Origin of the sequence: Dyadobacter sp. SG02 (assembly GCF_900109045.1) — a bacterium.
Lineage (GTDB): Bacteria > Bacteroidota > Bacteroidia > Cytophagales > Spirosomataceae > Dyadobacter.
The window spans coordinates 94,308-110,942 of record NZ_FNYL01000002.1; the positions used below are offsets into that span (position 1 = coordinate 94,308).

Sequence of the window (16,635 nt, forward strand, 5' to 3'; positions counted from 1 at the left end):
AAGCACTCATTAACCAGTATGACTATGTTCATTCCAGATCAGTTCATTGGCAGTGTTGAAGTTGCCCCGACTTCCGACAAGACGACGAGGCCAGATATTTTGAATTTTTACGTGGATGTCCTCAGGGGACTCAGCGCCCGGCAAAAGCATATCAGCTCAAAATATTTTTACGATGCGCAGGGCGACCGGATATTTCAGCAGATCATGGCTTGTCAGGGATATTATCCGTTCAAATGCGAGCTGGAAATATTTCAAAACAATTCTGACGAGCTCGCCCAGCAATTAATTGGCGACGGTAGCGATACCGATTTGATCGAGCTGGGCTCGGGGGACGCGCAAAAATCGATTTACCTTTTGCAAGCGCTTAGCCGCTTGCAGGCATGCTACACTTATGTTCCGATTGATATTTCCGGTAGTATGGTCGCATACCTGACGGGCAATTTGGGTAATATGGTCCCGCATATAAGAGTAAGCGGTTTAGTAGGGGAGTATCTGCCGATGTTGCAAAAAGCAGCCAGGCGTTCGACCATCAGGAAGACGGTCATGATGCTGGGTTCAAACCTGGGAAATATGTTGCCGGTGGATGCGCTGAAATTGTGTGAGCGTATTCGCGCATTGTTGAATGCTGGCGACAGGTTCGTAGTTGGCATAGACCTTAAAAAATCCCCGCAGCAGGTACTGGCAGCTTACAATGACAAGCAGGGCATTACCCGCCGCTTTAACCTTAACCTGCTCGCGCGGCTTAACCGGGAGTTGAATGCGGATTTTAACTTGGACCAGTTCGAGCATTTTCCCACTTATGATCCTGAATCGGGCAGTTGCAAAAGCTATTTGATCAGCTTGCAGGAGCAGGCCGTGACGTTTCGTTTACAGGACCGAACCGATTATATCTATTTCCAGAAGCACGAGACGATATTTACAGAGATTTCGCAGAAATACAATATAGCCGAACTTGAAAAGATGGCTAAAATCGCCGGTTTCGAAGTAATTCAGAATTATTACGATGCTAATGGCTGGTTTGTGGATATGGTTTGGGAGGCTAAACAAATGTAAGCACGTTCGAAAGATGGAACAGCAATCCGAACCAAAAGCAGTCGACGCTTCTGCTGACAGGGTATTTGCATTCTCCGACGGCGTTTTTGCGATCATTATCACCATTATGGTATTGGAATTAAAGAAGCCAGCCGGAGATGATTTCCATGCAGTGCTCTCACTATGGCCAACATGGCTGAGCTATGCCACTAGCTATCTTTTCATTTCCATTGTATGGCTAAACCATCATTATTTGTTAAGAAATCTTTCAGGGGTAAGCCTACGGCTGTTGTGGGCAAATTTTGGCCACTTGTTTTCGGTTTCCCTCATTCCTTTTCTAACGGATTGGGTAGCTGAAAGCAAACTTGCACCCGTTCCTGTTTCATTGTACGCTTTCGTTTTCTTAACGGTTAATGTCAGCTATTTAATCCTGGTTTGGGAAAGCCAGCAGGACGGTCGTACAAAAGAGCACAAACCATTGGCGAGCTGGATGATCCGCTTAAGGTCTACTGCGACAATTGCTGTATTCCTGGTTTCGACGGTGATTTCCCTGTGGGCGCCCATATTGGGTTTTACAATGGTATGCGGATGCCTGATTTTGTACACCAGGCCAGAAATTAAAGCTTCCAACCAGCATCTGGTGAGACTAGGAAAAATTCAGAAATTTTTAAGATATCCAACAGACAAACGTTAAACATCGATGGTTGAGAAACGCGTAGCGATTGTAACTGGTGCAAGTAGTGGCATCGGTGCCGTGACAGCCTCGCGGCTGGCCGCAGATTTCGAAGGAATTGTGCTTGTTGCCCGCAGAGCAGACGAATTACAAAAGACCGCAGAACAAGTCAGGGCGGCTGGTGCCGAGCCATTTATTGTCCTCGCTGACCTGTTGGAAGCGGACGCGGCCCAAAGAATTATCCTTGAAACAGTCGATCGTTTCGGCAGGATTGATGCGCTAATCAACATAGCGGGTGCAGTCCCCCAGGTCAACATATTCGAAATGAGTGACGTGCAATGGCTTGCCGCAATGGAAGTGAAGTTCCATAGCGCCAGAAGGCTGACCATGCAAGCGTGGCCGCACCTTGTCAGCAGCAGGGGCTCCATTATTTTTATGTCGGGTACTGCGGCAGAAAACCCGAAACCCGCGGCTGCGGCTATCGGGGCGATTAATGCGGCGATCGACGCGCTTTCGAAGGCATTTGCAGAACAGGGAATAGCGGACGGCGTCCAGGTGAACACAGTACTCCCAGGTCCGATCATGACTGGTAGGCGCCAGGCTTTTCTAGAAAAAATAGCAAGCTCGGGCGAAGTGACTATGGACCAGGCCGCACAAAGCTTTTTGCGCGAATCACGGATTCACCGCTTTGGCCAGCCCGAGGAGGTAGCAGAGCTAATTGCTTTCCTGGTTTCCCCGAGAGCACGCTTTATAACCGGTACCGCTATCAGGATAGATGGTGGAGAAATCAAAGGAATCTAAAAGATCACAAATCAATTTAACTTTCAAAGCTAACTTATGAACGCATTTTCAGTGCCCGCCAGGCAGCAGGTGTCTGCCGCTAATCAAACTCTTTTTGACAACCTAACAAAATCGGTCGGCAGAGTGCCTAATTTGTTTTCTGTATTCGCCTATTCGGACAACGCGCTGGCAAATTATCTGACACTTAATAGCGGAAAATCGTCACTTCGCGCAAAAGAACGGGAAGTAATAAACCTTGTCGTTAGCCAAGTGAATGAATGTTTATATTGTTTAAGCGCCCATACCGCAATTAGTAAAGGACAAGGCTTTACCGATGAACAGATCATTCAGGTACGGAAAGCGCAAGTGCACTTCGACCCGAAGCTGGATGCACTAGCCAAGCTCGTCAAAAGTATCGCTGAAAACAAAGGTCACGCCGGGCCCGAGCTAATAGATAACTTTTACGCGGCTGGCTATAACCAGGGCAATTTGATGGACGTGGTTGTGGGTGTAGGGGACAAGATCATCACTAACTATGTCTTTGCACTAACACAAGTTCCGATCGATTTTCCCGTTGCGCCGCAATTATAAGCGGGCGTTGTCCAGCATGAATCAGGAAGTGCCCAACTTCGGGAAAAGCGCCCCTGATACCGGGAACTATCGCCATTCTTTCGCGGCTGCTTTCGCCGGACCTTTGACCTATCAAAATAATCGAACACGAAAACATAACAGACAATGAAAAATTTGGCAATTACCACCGAAGATCAAAACGCAGCATTGATATCGGAACCTGCATTGGCAAAACTGGCTGCCAAAATCGAACAATTGGACCTTCCATTCCGGGTAATGCTTACGGCTATGACCGTGATGCTGCTCTGGGCGGGCGCCTATAAAATGACGGATCCCGGCTCGGAAGGCATTGAAGTCCTGGTCAACAATAGTCCGCTCATCAGCTGGCATTTTCAGCTTTTCGGCGTGCACGCCGGAGGCGATCTGATCGGTTTGACCGAAATCGTAGCCGCTTTGCTTATGCTTGCAGGGCTTTTCCGTCCCCAGGCTGGCATTGTGGGCGGCAGCATTGCGGTAATGATGTTTTTTGTTACCAGTACGATGCTTATTACCACACCGGACGCCATTACGCACGTGAATGGCGTAGGTTATATGAGCTTTTTGGGGCTGTTCCTGTATAAAGACCTGCTGGCTCTGGGCGTTTCGCTTTACCTGATCACCCGGTTCGGCCGGAGAGCCGCGGCCCACAAAGGTTGAAAGTATTCTTATCTTGCTAATACCGTTAGGTAAGACTGCGATGACAATGCCGGCACCGAATATTCCGTGCCGGCATTGTCTGTTTATTTATTCCGTCTGTTTGATTTAAATTGTATTTGTTCAACTTTCTTACTCATGCTGCACCAGCTGACGCACCCGCATACCAATGCCCAGTTCAGGCTCGTATATGACCAGACCGATTTCGATCGCATTTTCTACGGCCGGGACCGGAAAGATAAGCTATTGACCATCGCCTGGAACCGCGGGGCGACCCAGAAAGCCACGATCGATAATGTGCATTATGAATTCCCGGCTAACTCGGTGCTATGCCTGATGGTCAATGAAAGTTTTCATTTTGAGAGGCCTTCGGATATTGTAGCCTGGCAGTTCAACAGGGATTTTTACTGCATCGTCAACCACGATAAGGAGGTAAGCTGCGTAGGTTTTCTCTTTTATGGTTCAGGGCAGCGGATGTTCATGGCTATTGACGAGAAGCATCAGAGAAAGCTGGACCTGCTGTTACAGGTTTTCAAGGACGAGTTTGAAATGCCCGATCCGATCCAGGGTGAAATGATGCTGGCGCTGCTCAAACGTTTGATCATCATCGTAACCCGGCTTGCCAGGGAGCAGTACATTTCTGAGCAGGACCTGTCATCGGACAAACTGGATATCGTCCGAAAATACAATTTGCTTGTCGAGAACCATTACCGGCATCAGCATCAGGTGAAATTCTACGCCGATCAGCTCAACAAGTCGCCCAAAACGCTCTCCAACCTCTTTGCATTGTATAATCACAAAAGTCCTTTACAGGTAATCCAGGAGCGGGTGACACTCGAAGCGCGGCGGCTATTCTATTATACCGACAAAACTGCCAAGGAGATTGCCTACGAGATCGGTTTTGAGGACGCCAACCATTTCAGTAAATTTTTCAAGAAGCAGACCGGGCAGTCACCGACCGATTTCAAGAAGCTCAATCCGCTTATCTGAAAGCTTCGAAAGGGGCTAGGCAAGCTGTTTCGGAATGAACAGAACCAGCAATCGGGAAAAGCCGACTGTTCTTCGGGCAATATCGCCATTCTCTCAAGCGCTGATTCGCCGGACCTTTGGAACATCAAAATTGATCACAAAATCAAACTTCCAAAGACGATGAAAACGTTCAACATCCCCACCCGCGAAACAGTATCGGCCAGTAACCAGGCGCTTTTTGACAACCTTACCAAAGTGGCGGGCAAAGTCCCTAACCTTTATGCGGCGCTCGCCAATTCCGATCACGCATTGGCTAACTATCTCACATTGCAAAACGGTAAAACATCGCTTCGCGCGAAAGAACGCGAGGTGATCAATCTCGTAGTGAGCCAGGTAAATGAATGTCTGTACTGTTTGAGCGCCCATACTGCTATCGCCAAATTGCAGGGTTTTTCCGAAGAGCAGATTATTGAAATCCGCAAAGCCCAGATCACTTTCGATGGCAAACTGGATGCATTGGCCAAACTCGTGAAGGCGGTCACCGAAAATAAAGGCCATACCGTGCCTGAACTGCTTGAAGCATTTTACCAGGCTGGGTACAATGAGGGCAACCTGGCCGATGTAGTAATCGGGATAGGGGACAAAATCATGACCAATTACCTTTTTGCCCTGACTGAGGTGCCCATCGATTTTCCGATCGCTGCACAGGTTTGAACAGTCAACAAGTAAAAATATTGTTCGCAGTAATGATCCATCACTGAATCCGCGCAAAGCTATGTGCTTTGGCGCGGATTCCGCGCGTTTAGACGGGATGTCCCGGAATACCATCGGCAGTGTGACGATATGCTCATCCTATCAACCTGTCTATCACTCACGTGTCTGGCAACGAGTGGAAGTATCATATCAATGCCAATACTTGGTAACGTCCGCTAATCCAGCCTGAATGCAAAAAGACATTGAAAGCGGACACAGGTTGTCCGAATTTGAACAGAAAAGTCGATGAAATGCAATTTGGGCGCGATCTAGGACGGTTTTTTTAGTTTGGTATGGTAGTTGATACTGTTCTCAGGATACGGCGATTACCCGTGGTTAGTGGGATTCACATTGATACAATCATATTTTTCTTGGCCTTTCTTTCTGTCACATCGCAAGATAAATTAGCCGTTTCTAAGCCAGTTACATTGTTGGCTACTTCCAAAGCTTCACCTGACTATGTTTAAAAACTATTTAAAAATCTCATGGCGCAATATCGCTGCCAACAAATTGTACAGCACGATTAATTTGGTAGGGTTGGCGATTGGTATGTGTGTTTGTTTTTTCTGCGCGATGTTTGTGCATTTTGAACTTAGTTATGATAGTGGAAATCAGAAGGCCGACAGGCTTTACCGGCTTGTGACGGATGTGAAAACCGAGTCGGGGACCGACTATAAAAGTACATTGGGCGGAATGGCCCCTCTCATACAACAGTCGCTTCCCGAAGTGAAAGGCGCAACAAGAATCTTTCCGGATTACCTGGTCGTACAGAGGGATAAAAACATGTATGCCGAGGAAAATGTGGCATATGCAGATCCTTCTATTTTTTCTCTTTTTACAATACCACTACTTAGCGGCGACCCATCGAAAGTGTTGGAGTCTCCGTCAAGTATTGTCTTGTCCGAAACCGCGGCGCATAAATATTTCGGTCAGCAACCTGCTACTGGGAAAATTTTGATGTTGAATGGAAGAGATACGGTGCACGTTACGGGAGTCATGAGGGACATGCCTGTAAATAGTCATTTTCGCACAGACTATCTGCTTCCGGTAACAAAGCTCGGCAAGGAATGGGACAGCAACTGGAAACGGTTTTTCTTTTACACCTATCTCGAACTAGGCCCAAATCCGGACATTGCAGGACTCAACAGCAAGATTACCAAGCTGGTGAAGGAGCATACCGACCAGACGCAGTCAACCTATGAACTTTTCCTCGAACCGTTGAGAAGCGTTTACCTGGACGGCAAGCCCCGGGGCACAAGGACGGGAACTTCTTCATCGGGAAGCAGACAGAATGTCTACATTATTTCGGTTATATCCTTACTGGTCCTTTTTGTTTCCTGTTTCAACTTCGTGAATCTGACCACGGCCTTCTCGGTGCGCAGAATGAAGGAGATTGGTGTGAGGAAGGTATTGGGCGGGAATCGAAAACAACTGATCGTTCAATTCCTGCTCGATTCGGTTTTAATCAGTGGCCTGGCATCGCTTGCGGCGATATTGCTGATACTGTCCCTGGCCCCGGCATTTAATGCATTGGCCGGGAAAATCATCATTGACAGCCGTATTCATCTTACCCAGGCGCTGATGATGCTACTGCCGGGCGCGCTAATTGTTGGCATAATGGCTGGAATATATCCCGCTATTTTTCTTTCGAATGGCCGGACGATCAACAGCTTGAAAGGCGTACTTATGCCGGTTACCCGAGGGTTGAGCCTCAATAAAGTCCTTATTGTTTCTCAATTTACAGTCGCTGTCGCATTGATCATCGCCACAGCGATCATATACCAACAGCTTGATTTCATGAAGAATCATGAGCCCGGGTTTAAAAAGGATCATTTGCTGGTTGTGGATTTTCAGTTTGACGGGCAGGTATCCAAGCAATCCCCGGTCCTGAAACATTTGATTGGCGGGCTGGATGGTTCAACAGCAGTCAGTCTGTCGTCGAGCATACCTGGCCGGGCAAATCATACTTATCCTACTCAGATACAAAACAGCAGGTCTGAATTGCAGGAACTTCAAGCCGACGCCTATTTCATAGACCACGATTTTCTTAAACATTATCAAATTCAAATGGTGGCAGGCCGGCCTTTTGACCGGGGGCTGGGTTCCGACTCGACAGAGGCTATGCTCATCAATGAATCTGCCTGTAAAGCACTCGGTTTTGACAGCCCCGAAAAGGCCATCGGGAAGAGATTCCAGCAATTGAACCGAAAGGGTACGATCATCGGCGTGACGAAGGATTTCCATTATCACACGCTTCGGGAAACCGTACGGCCCCTGACTTTCCGTGTCGCCCCGGGCTTTTTTACGTTCGTTAGCATTTCTTTGCCCAACCGGTCGGTAGCCGAAACGGTTGCTAAATTAAAAGCCCAATGGAACACAGTCATTCCAAACGTGCCCTTTACCTATTTTTTTGCCGACGAAGCTTATCATGCACAATACGTGGCCGAAGCACAGTTTGGCGCATTTTTCGCGTTGCTCGCCGGTATCGCGGTTTTCCTTTCGTGTCTGGGGCTGGTTGGTATCTCTACGCTTAACATCAGCCGCAGAACTGCCGAAATTGGCATACGCAAAGTTTTAGGGGCTACGGCCACTGAAATACTTGCATTGCTGACCAAAGACCTTTTCTGGCAAATAGCTGCCGCACTTTTAATAGCGACTCCCTGCTCCTGGTATATGATGGCGCGATGGCTGCAAAGTTATGCCTATCAAACAAAAATAAGTCCCTGGCTTTTCGTTGCGTCCGCATTTGTTGCTGTCTTCATTGCGTTTTTGACGGTGTGTTTTCAAAGTATTAAGGCAGCGCTGATGGTTCCCGTAGAGGCCATACGGAGCGAGTGATATGTAGTCACGTATTGAAGTATCCGGTGTCTGATTCACCTTGCGGCAAATTTTTCGGTCCGGTTCCTGCAACCATTTCGAAAAGTCCCATCATAGTTGGGAAATCGAAAAATCAGAACCAATGAAAAATCTCAGCGCTTTGGCGGGAATAATGGTGGTTAGTCCCGCGCTTGACACCGCAGTTTTGAAAATTATCCGGACAAGGTAATGCTTCGAAACTATTTAAAGGTAGCGGTCCGCTCCCTGCTCCAAAACAGACTGTATGCAGCCCTGAACGTTTTCGGACTTTCGCTGGGCATTACTTGTGCGCTGATCATTTACATGGTTGTCAGGTATCACCTGAGCTTCGACAATTTTCATAGCAATGCAACAAATATTTACCGGGTCGTCACAGAGAGGCGAGGTGAAGTTGTCACTTATGAACCGGGCGTACCGGCACCGCTGGGAAAGGCTTTCCGGCAGGATTATGATTTTGCGGAAGTCGTTGCCCGGACAGCCACATTTGAAGATATACAAGTTACCGTTGAAGGCGCTGTCCAAAAAAGCCGGTACAAGGAACCTGGCGGGGTTGCATTTGTAGAACATCCGTACTTCACAATCTTTCATTTCCCCTTCGAGAGCGGAAACGCTGCACTGGCACTTTCGGAGCCCAATACGGCGGTGATTACCCGGCGTCTTGCGAGAAAGTATTTTGGAAACGATAACCCGATCAACAAAAGGATACGGTTTGCCCGTAACATTTCCGTCCGAATCACGGGAATTCTGAAAGACCTGCCTTCAAACAGCTATCAGAAAACTGAAATTTTCGTGTCTTATAATACATTGGGGCAACAAAGCGAATGGCTGGCTGCTGAGGACTCCTGGAACGGCATCAGCGACGCAATGAAGTGCTATGTGAAGCTACGTCCGCAAGTAGATCCGAGTATCGTCGAGCGTGCCTTGCAAAGTTATGCATCCAAATTCCGGCCGGATTTAAAAAAAGTCCATCATTACAAGCTTCAACCACTCTCAGAGTTTCATTTTGATGCAAAATATGGCGGAAAGGTAGAGAAGAAGAACTTATGGATACTTGCCCTGATCGGCCTGTTTCTGGTTACCACTGCCTGTGTCAATTTTATCAACCTGGCGACAGCTCAGGCCATCAAACGGACAAAGGAAGTCGGCGTCAGAAAGGCAATGGGAGGATTGCGTAGCCAATTATTCGGGCAATTCATTACGGAAACAGCGCTCATTACAATCATCGCATTCGTTGTCGCAACAGGTATAACGGTTACGATTCTTCCGCAAGTAAGCAACTGGTTTGAAATACCTCTGAGCCTTGGTTTGATCGCCGATCCTTACTTAGCGGGCTTTGCCTTGTTGCTTGTCGTGCTGATAACGTTGATTGCAGGCTCGTACCCAGGTATAGTCGCGAGCGGGTTCCAGCCTATCATCGCATTAAAAGGAAAAATATCCCATCAAAACCTGCACGGGTTAGACATCCGGCGAGTCCTGATCATTATCCAGATTGTACTCGTGCAGGCCCTTATTATGTCAATGATCGTGATCATCCGTCAAATGGAGTATGTCCGGAAATCTGACCTTGGTTTTAGCAGGGATGCTATCATAACGTTACCGATCGCCTCTGGCCATCAGAAAGCGAAAACTGTAAAACTTGAAATGGAGCAGATCAATGGGGTTGGAAATATAACACTATGCTACGCCCCGCCTGCCTCCAATGACCGGAACTGGACTACTACCCCTTACTATGACCATGACCCTTCCGGAGAACCGTTCCAGGTATCGGTTAAAGCTGCTGACGCTGATTTTATCAAGACTTTCGGGTTGACGTTGATAGCCGGACGAAATATGTCGACCTCCGATTCAATACGGGAATTTATTGTCAATGAGGCATTCGTAAAAAAACTAAACCTTGCTTCCCCCGAAAACGTGCTGGGAAAAACGCTGGACATCAATGAAAACAAAGGGCTGATCGTAGGAGTTGTACGGGACTTCCACGACTTGTCTTTTCACAATGACATTAACCCTGTCGCCATATTCGCCGCACCAGATCTTTATATGGCTTATGCTGTAAAAGTCAATACACGGGATTTGGAGGGAATATTAAATTTGCTCGAAAGAATTTGGCGTACGAACCATCCTGAGACCTTATTTGAGTATGAATTTTTGGATGATGATTTGGCCAGCTTTTACAAAACGGAAGCGCTTATGTTCAAACTCGGCCTGGTATTCGCTGCGCTGGCTATGGCGATCGGTTGCCTTGGTCTTTATGGCTTGATATCATTTATGACAGCCCGGAAAAAGCAGGAGATCGGGATTCGCAAAGTTTTGGGAAGCACAGTCGGGCAAATCGTCTGGATTTTCGGCAAAGAGTATGTGTACTTAATCGCAGCAGCATTTCTCATAGCAGCTCCCGTGGTATGGTGGTCAATGCAGAAATGGCTCAACGGTTTCAAATTCAAAATCGAGCTTGGCCCGGGTGTTTTGATTTGGGGGCTGCTGGCAACCTTCGTAGTGGCATTCCTGACAACCGGCTATCAGGCGGTAAGGGCAGCCCTGCAAAACCCGATCGACAGCCTGCAAAATAACTAATACAGTTTTTGCGGGAGAATGATAGAATCGACGGTAAGTATCCCGGAATTTCAAAAATCAATTCAAATGAATGGCCTTTGGTCCGTTAGGTTCAGAATTCGTAGAAAATAGGAGCGTCATGCAACCTGATTAAGCTATTTGTCATCTCGCAGACAGGATATTAAGGATAGTATCTGAACCACTTCACTTCCAAAGAATCATGATACGTAATTACCTGAAAATCGCTTTGCGCAATTTTAAACGTGAAAAAGTTTCGACGGCTATTAATGTAGTTGGTTTGGCCATCGGATTGGCTACGTGCATGCTGATCATGGTATACGTGCAGGATGAACTATCCTATGACCGGTATCACCAGAAAGCAGACAGGATTTTTCGGGTCGGCGTCAACCTACGATTAAACGGTGCCAATGTTGATGGGCCAACGTTAGGGCCCACCGCCGGGCGGGACTTGCAGCAGGAATTTCCGGAAGTGTTGAATACCACACGCATTCGGAATCAGGGAGGTAAATTTATCAGCAATGGTGCAACGGCATCTAAAGAGGATAATCTGCTGTACGTCGACTCAACTTTTTTTGAGGTTTTCAGTATTCGCTTCGTGAAGGGAAATCCGGGGCGGGCACTGGTCGAACCCAACACGGTGGTGCTGACCGAAGAAACTGCCCGGAAATACTTCGGTAGCCAGGAGCCTGTGGGCCGGACTTTGTTGTTTGGTAGTGAAAAAACGCCCTACCGGATCACGGCGGTCGTCGCGAAAGTTCCTGCGAATTCCCATTTTCAATTCGATATGCTTGCTTCGCTTGCCGGGCTCAAAGAAGCACAGACCGTTGGCTGGCTGGACAACATGAACTTTTACACTTATCTGGTACTTCCCGAAAAATACGATTACAAGAAACTGATAATTAAAAGCCCGCGACTTGCTGAAAAACAAGTGGAAGGTGAGTTGCAGAAATTTCTTGGAACAAGTCTTAAGCAGTTTCGCGAAAAGGGGGATGATTTCGGAATTTTCCTTCAACCGGTGCCCGACATTCATTTACATTCGCCTTTTCGGGGTGCTGAGCTGAAACCGGGCGGGGATATTCGCAATGTGTACGTGCTGTCAGCTATTGCGATATTTATGTTATTGATCGCCTGCGTAAACTTTATGAACCTTTCGACGGCCATGGCAGCCCGGCGCTCGCGTGAAGTGGGCGTTCGCAAAGTGCTGGGATCTTTGAAAGGACAGTTGAGGCAGCAGTTTTTGACCGAATCACTTCTTCTTGCGATCGTGGCGCTGATGGTTGGATTGGTATTGGTAGTGATGGTCCGGCCATACTTTGGCCAGCTGACAGGAAAAACAATTGCTTTCAATACATTCGCCAACCCATTTATGCTCGGTGGATCAATAGCGGTAACAGTCTTGGTAGGGTTGCTGGCAGGTAGCTATCCCGCGTTTTACCTGTCTTCTTTTAAGCCAGTCTCTGTGTTAAAAGGGCGCGTTTTGGCCGGGCGTGGCAGCTTCCATTTGCGAGGCGGGTTAGTGGTATTTCAATTTTTCATCACTATTTCCCTCATCATCGCCACCGTCGCGGCAGATCAGCAACTACGCTATATGCAGTCCAGGAACATCGGTTTTGATCGGGAAGCAGTGTTGGTGGTTCATGAAACCTATATGCTTCGAAAAAACGAAGCTGTATTTCGTGATCAGATCGTGCGGTCTGCCCAGGTCGTCTCGGGCAGTATTTCGGGTGATGTACCCATCGGTAGCATAAGTTCTAATAACGGTGCAGTCATGCCCAGAGAAAATCCGAATCAGGGAGTAGCGAGCCGATTGTACCATGTTGACTACGAGTACATTCCGACATTGGGTATGCGCGTAGTTCAGGGGCGTAACTTTTCAAAGGAGTTTGCCACCGATTCATCCGCCGTAGTTCTGAATGAAACGGCGGTACGTGCTCTTGGCTGGCAGCAAAGGCCGATTGGCAGAGAGTTGATTGGTCACACGGATGACGACGGTACTAAAAGGATATACCGTGTCATTGGTGTGGTAAACGATTTTCATTTCGAATCGCTTCGGCAAAAGATCGGGCCCTTGGTAATGTTTTTAGGAAAGAACTCAGGAAGTATTCTGGTCAAAACACGTACGGATAACATTCCGCAGTTTCTGGCCTCATTGAAAAAGCAGTGGGAATCATTTTCGCCAGCGGCTCCTTTCTCCTATTCGTTTTTAGAGAACCGTTTTGAGAAGGTTTACGAAGCGGAGCAAAGAATGGGGGAAATTCTCACAATCTTTTCGAGTCTGACCATCTTCATTGCCTGCCTGGGATTATTCGGACTGGCTACCTACACTGCGGAGCAACGCACGAAAGAAATCGGAGTTCGAAAAGTGCTGGGTGCATCTGTCAGTAGTATTGTTGGGTTACTTTCAAAGGATTTTATTATGCTCGTCTTGATAGCGCTGGCGTTAGCTTCCCCAATTGCCTGGTGGGGTCTGAATCAATGGTTGAATGATTTTGCTTACAAGATTACCATTCACTGGTGGATTTTTGTTCTGGCGGGACTGCTGGCAGTCTGCATTGCGCTGGCGACAGTCAGTTTCCAGAGCATTAAAGCTGCACTAACTAATCCTGTGAAAAGCTTGCGCAGCGAGTAGGAGGTGCCAACGGCCTTATCCACGATAACCTTTTTATTATTGGCAGCTTCGACTTCCTAACAGTATTACCGGAGACGGTGCGGTTTAGGAGCACTGAACGCGCACCACTTCTTCCGGCAAAAAATGCCGGATACAGCTTTGCTTGTAGTTGCGACCAACGGGCAACTGTCTCCCATCCACTATCACGTGGTTGGGATGCATTCGTTCTACCTTGTCCAGGGGAACGATAAACGAGCGGTGAATGCGTAGGAACTGGCCCGAGGGAAGCAGTTTTTCGGCCAGGCTGATCTTTTGTTTGGAAATAAAAACTTCACCCGGCGTGATCACTTTAAGATAATCCTTCACGCTTTCGATCCAGAGAATGTCCCGCGTGTTGACTTTTACATATTGCCGATCCACACGTAAATACAGGTAATGCTCCTTCTGCACTTCGGCCTGCGGTTCGGTAGCGGTGGCGGGTTTTGTCCCTTTAAAATTGAACAGGATTTTATCCACCGCTCGTAGGAAACGTGGTAGGGAAATGGGTTTAAGCAGGTAATCCACCACATCTAGCTCGAACCCGTCCATGGCGTGCTCCGGGTAAGCGGTTGTGAGCACGACCATCGGTGGGGTTTTCAGGCTGCGGAGCAAGTCCGTACCCGAGAGGCCGGGCATTTTTATGTCGAGGAAAATCAGGTCTATGGGTGTTGTTTGCAAAACCTGATAAGCCTTGATCGCGTTCGCGCACGTTCCGGTGATCTCGATTTCGGGTACGTGGGCGGCATACCGTTCGATAATCTCGATGGCATGGGGTTCGTCGTCGACGATGAGCGTGCGGATTTTCATGATCGGTCGCGGGTTGGTGCTGGCAAAAGCGAAAGTTCCAGTTCGGCCAGGAAAACGTCCTGCTCGTCGAACCACTCGAAATGGTGCCGGCCGGGGTAGAGCAGTTCAAGCCTCTTGCGGATGTTTTTCAAGCCAATCGCCCCAGGGCTGCGCTGGCTGGCAGCAGCCTCGGGTACGTCCGACTTACTGTTGCTGATCTTGAACACTACGCGCCGCTCATCCGCATTGATTTCAATATTAATCCACGGTGTGCCGATCGTTTCGCTGGCACCATGTTTGAATGCATTTTCAACGAGCGGGAACATGAGCAGCGGCGCAACTTTCTGAGCGCGAACCTCGCCGGTGATGTCCAGGTTCAGGTCGAGCCGGCTTTCATACCGCATTTGCTCTAAATCAATATAATCCCTCAAAATCTCGATGTCCCTTTCGAGCAGCACTTTGTCCGACGAACATTCATACAGCATGTACCGGAGCACATTAGCTATCCGCAAGATGATTTCAGGCGTCTTCGAGGAGCTCGCCAGCGCGAATGCGTACAGGTTGTTGAGGGAATTAAACAGAAAGTGCGGGTGCAGCTGCCCTTTTAAAATGTTGAGCTCTGCCTGAAACGCAGCTTCCCGCCGTTCGATCCACAGCAACACAAATTTCAGGGCAATGCCGATCCAGACGACCACATTGCTCCTTTCCACTGCATTCACAAAATCGGTCGGACTAAGCAGTTGGGCCTGCCAGTTTCCGTCCAGCTTCGTCCACGTGAAACGGGCGTCCTGCTGTTTGTAATATTGGTAAATAAATGGGTCCGAGATGAAGATTTCGACCAGTCGGTAGAAGACCGCTGCCAATAGCAGGCAAAGGGCGAGCGCCACGAGTGTTTGCAGATATTTCTCTTGAAGAAAAAGACGGGTGAACACAGGCCCGGAGAGCACATAGTAATAGCAAATATGCACGGGTAACAGCATTAATACCGTGCTGATACCCAGCCAGTAACTTTTGTAGGCTGTGCCATAAATGAAGGTCAGCAGCGCAGCGGCGCATAGCCAGAACAGCGCTTGTCTCAGGATGGGTTTGGTTGTTAACAGGGGGTGACTCTTCATATTTACAAACATACTTTTTACCGGCAGTTTTTAAAGAAAATTGTCGACAAAAAGCAGTTTTAGGCGACGAAAAATGACGGTTGGCGATATTCAGAGGCGCTTTACCGCATTGGTCGCCGGAAGTTGGAGTCTGTCGACCAAATTTCATTGCCCGCCCGCCGGCATTTTAACTTGCGTCCCGAAACAGTCAATGATTAGTCATGAAAATTAGAATGAAGCATTTATGCTGGGCAGCATTGTTATGGACAGGCTGCACCACCACCGACCCGGACGCCGGGCCCCAGCAAGGCTGGCCGGACCAGCCCTCGCTGCCGGCCGTGACCGGGCAGGAGACATTTTCCGTCGCCGGCGACGAGTTTGCCGTGAATGTCATGGGCGACATGCAGCCGCGATCGCCGAAATTCCCTTCGCTCGACGTCCGCAAGGGCATCCTGCGCGGCTACGTGGCCGATCTCGCGGGCAAACCTGTGAAGGGAGCATACGTAGGCGCACGTGTGACCGTCATCGGTGGTGCTTATTCGGGCGCTTCCGCAGAATCGGATGAGAATGGGTACTACGAAATCAACCTCCCCATAGGCGCCGTGCATTATTATGCCACCGGCTACACCATCGACTATGGCGGCAGCAGGGCGGTCGTGGGCCTGACCCCGGCAGACGATAATACCTCCGGCTTCGCTTCCGAAACGGGTATGGTGAAGAATTTTGTGCTACAATCATTCGGGGTAGGGAACAAGGACAATGTTTTGCAGCAACCGGGCAATCCTTCCAACTATTACGGCGGCGCCATTAGCTTTGACTACCAGGTAGATTGGGACAACAATGTGCCGAATTACCTACCGGAAGACGGAGAAATCGAGATCGACCTCATACCCGACGGTCCCGGTTTTTACGGTGAGACAAAATCGTTTAAGATCTACAAAAAGATCGGCTATTCCGGGCTGGTGATCCTAAATATACCGGTAGGTAAATACACCATCAAAGCCAGGCTCCGGGGTGGCCGTGAGCTGCGAATCACGGAAAGCGGTACCTACGCGAGCGCATACCCGAAATTCGGGCTCAAACCCCGTACGGCCGTAGGAACTGCGGGCATCCTGTATACACCCTCGTGGCAGGTAACGCCGGCAATGGTCCCGGCACACCGTGGTAACTGGCAGGCGGTAGTATTGAGGCTTGAAAGGATTTGATAT

The 16,635-nt window shown here is 48.6% G+C and carries 13 protein-coding genes; 11 read left to right on the top strand and 2 right to left on the bottom strand.

What is annotated here, in order from left to right:
- The first annotated feature begins 24 nt into the window (after window positions 1-24).
- The 10 genes from BMW93_RS04220 to BMW93_RS04265 all read left to right on the top strand — a co-directional run bounded on the left by BMW93_RS04220 (window position 25) and on the right by BMW93_RS04265 (window position 13,529).
- Window positions 25-1,053, top strand: a complete 1,029-nt coding sequence (locus tag BMW93_RS04220; RefSeq protein ID WP_090373970.1) for an L-histidine N(alpha)-methyltransferase — start codon at window positions 25-27, stop codon at window positions 1,051-1,053.
- A gap of 13 nt (window positions 1,054-1,066) precedes the next feature.
- Window positions 1,067-1,726, top strand: coding sequence for a TMEM175 family protein (locus tag BMW93_RS04225; protein ID WP_090373971.1), 660 nt, complete (start codon window positions 1,067-1,069; stop codon window positions 1,724-1,726).
- A gap of 6 nt (window positions 1,727-1,732) precedes the next feature.
- Entirely contained in the window at window positions 1,733-2,506 is a 774-nt protein-coding gene (locus tag BMW93_RS04230) for an SDR family oxidoreductase (protein ID WP_090373972.1), read from the top strand.
- A 36-nt stretch (window positions 2,507-2,542) separates the two neighbouring features.
- The gene (locus BMW93_RS04235; protein ID WP_090373973.1) at window positions 2,543-3,076 is read left to right on the top strand and encodes a carboxymuconolactone decarboxylase family protein; all 534 of its coding nucleotides are present in this window, start codon (window positions 2,543-2,545) and stop codon (window positions 3,074-3,076) included.
- A 144-nt stretch (window positions 3,077-3,220) separates the two neighbouring features.
- Window positions 3,221-3,751 carry a DUF417 family protein gene (locus tag BMW93_RS04240; protein WP_090373974.1) on the top strand — a complete coding sequence of 177 codons (531 nt, stop codon included), beginning with the start codon at window positions 3,221-3,223 and terminating at the stop codon, window positions 3,749-3,751.
- A gap of 135 nt (window positions 3,752-3,886) precedes the next feature.
- The gene (locus tag BMW93_RS04245) at window positions 3,887-4,738 is read left to right on the top strand and encodes an AraC family transcriptional regulator (RefSeq protein ID WP_090373975.1); all 852 of its coding nucleotides are present in this window, start codon (window positions 3,887-3,889) and stop codon (window positions 4,736-4,738) included.
- Window positions 4,739-4,897: 159 nt separating this feature from the next.
- On the top strand, window positions 4,898-5,431 hold the full coding sequence (locus BMW93_RS04250) for a carboxymuconolactone decarboxylase family protein (protein WP_090373976.1): 534 nt from the start codon (window positions 4,898-4,900) through the stop codon (window positions 5,429-5,431).
- A 498-nt stretch (window positions 5,432-5,929) separates the two neighbouring features.
- Complete coding sequence (locus BMW93_RS04255; RefSeq protein WP_090373977.1) at window positions 5,930-8,308, top strand: ABC transporter permease; 2,379 nt, start codon at window positions 5,930-5,932, stop codon at window positions 8,306-8,308.
- 207 nt (window positions 8,309-8,515) lie between these two features.
- On the top strand, window positions 8,516-10,900 hold the full coding sequence (locus BMW93_RS04260) for an ABC transporter permease (protein WP_090373978.1): 2,385 nt from the start codon (window positions 8,516-8,518) through the stop codon (window positions 10,898-10,900).
- Window positions 10,901-11,099: 199 nt separating this feature from the next.
- Window positions 11,100-13,529, top strand: coding sequence for an ABC transporter permease (locus BMW93_RS04265; protein WP_090373979.1), 2,430 nt, complete (start codon window positions 11,100-11,102; stop codon window positions 13,527-13,529).
- An 84-nt stretch (window positions 13,530-13,613) separates the two neighbouring features.
- Here the strand turns inward: BMW93_RS04265 and BMW93_RS04270 are convergent, their stop codons facing one another.
- Entirely contained in the window at window positions 13,614-14,354 is a 741-nt protein-coding gene (locus BMW93_RS04270; RefSeq protein ID WP_090373980.1) for a LytTR family DNA-binding domain-containing protein, read from the bottom strand.
- Window positions 14,351-15,448: a sensor histidine kinase gene (locus BMW93_RS04275; protein ID WP_090374483.1), complete on the bottom strand. Its 1,098-nt coding sequence runs from the start codon at window positions 15,446-15,448 to the stop codon at window positions 14,351-14,353. The genes BMW93_RS04270 and BMW93_RS04275 overlap by 4 nt, the downstream gene beginning before the upstream one ends.
- Window positions 15,449-15,648: 200 nt before the next feature.
- Between BMW93_RS04275 and BMW93_RS04280 the strand changes: the two genes are divergently transcribed.
- Window positions 15,649-16,632 (top strand): carboxypeptidase-like regulatory domain-containing protein, encoded by a 984-nt coding sequence (locus tag BMW93_RS04280; RefSeq protein ID WP_143061587.1) that lies wholly within the window; start codon window positions 15,649-15,651, stop codon window positions 16,630-16,632.
- Window positions 16,633-16,635: the final 3 nt, after the last annotated feature.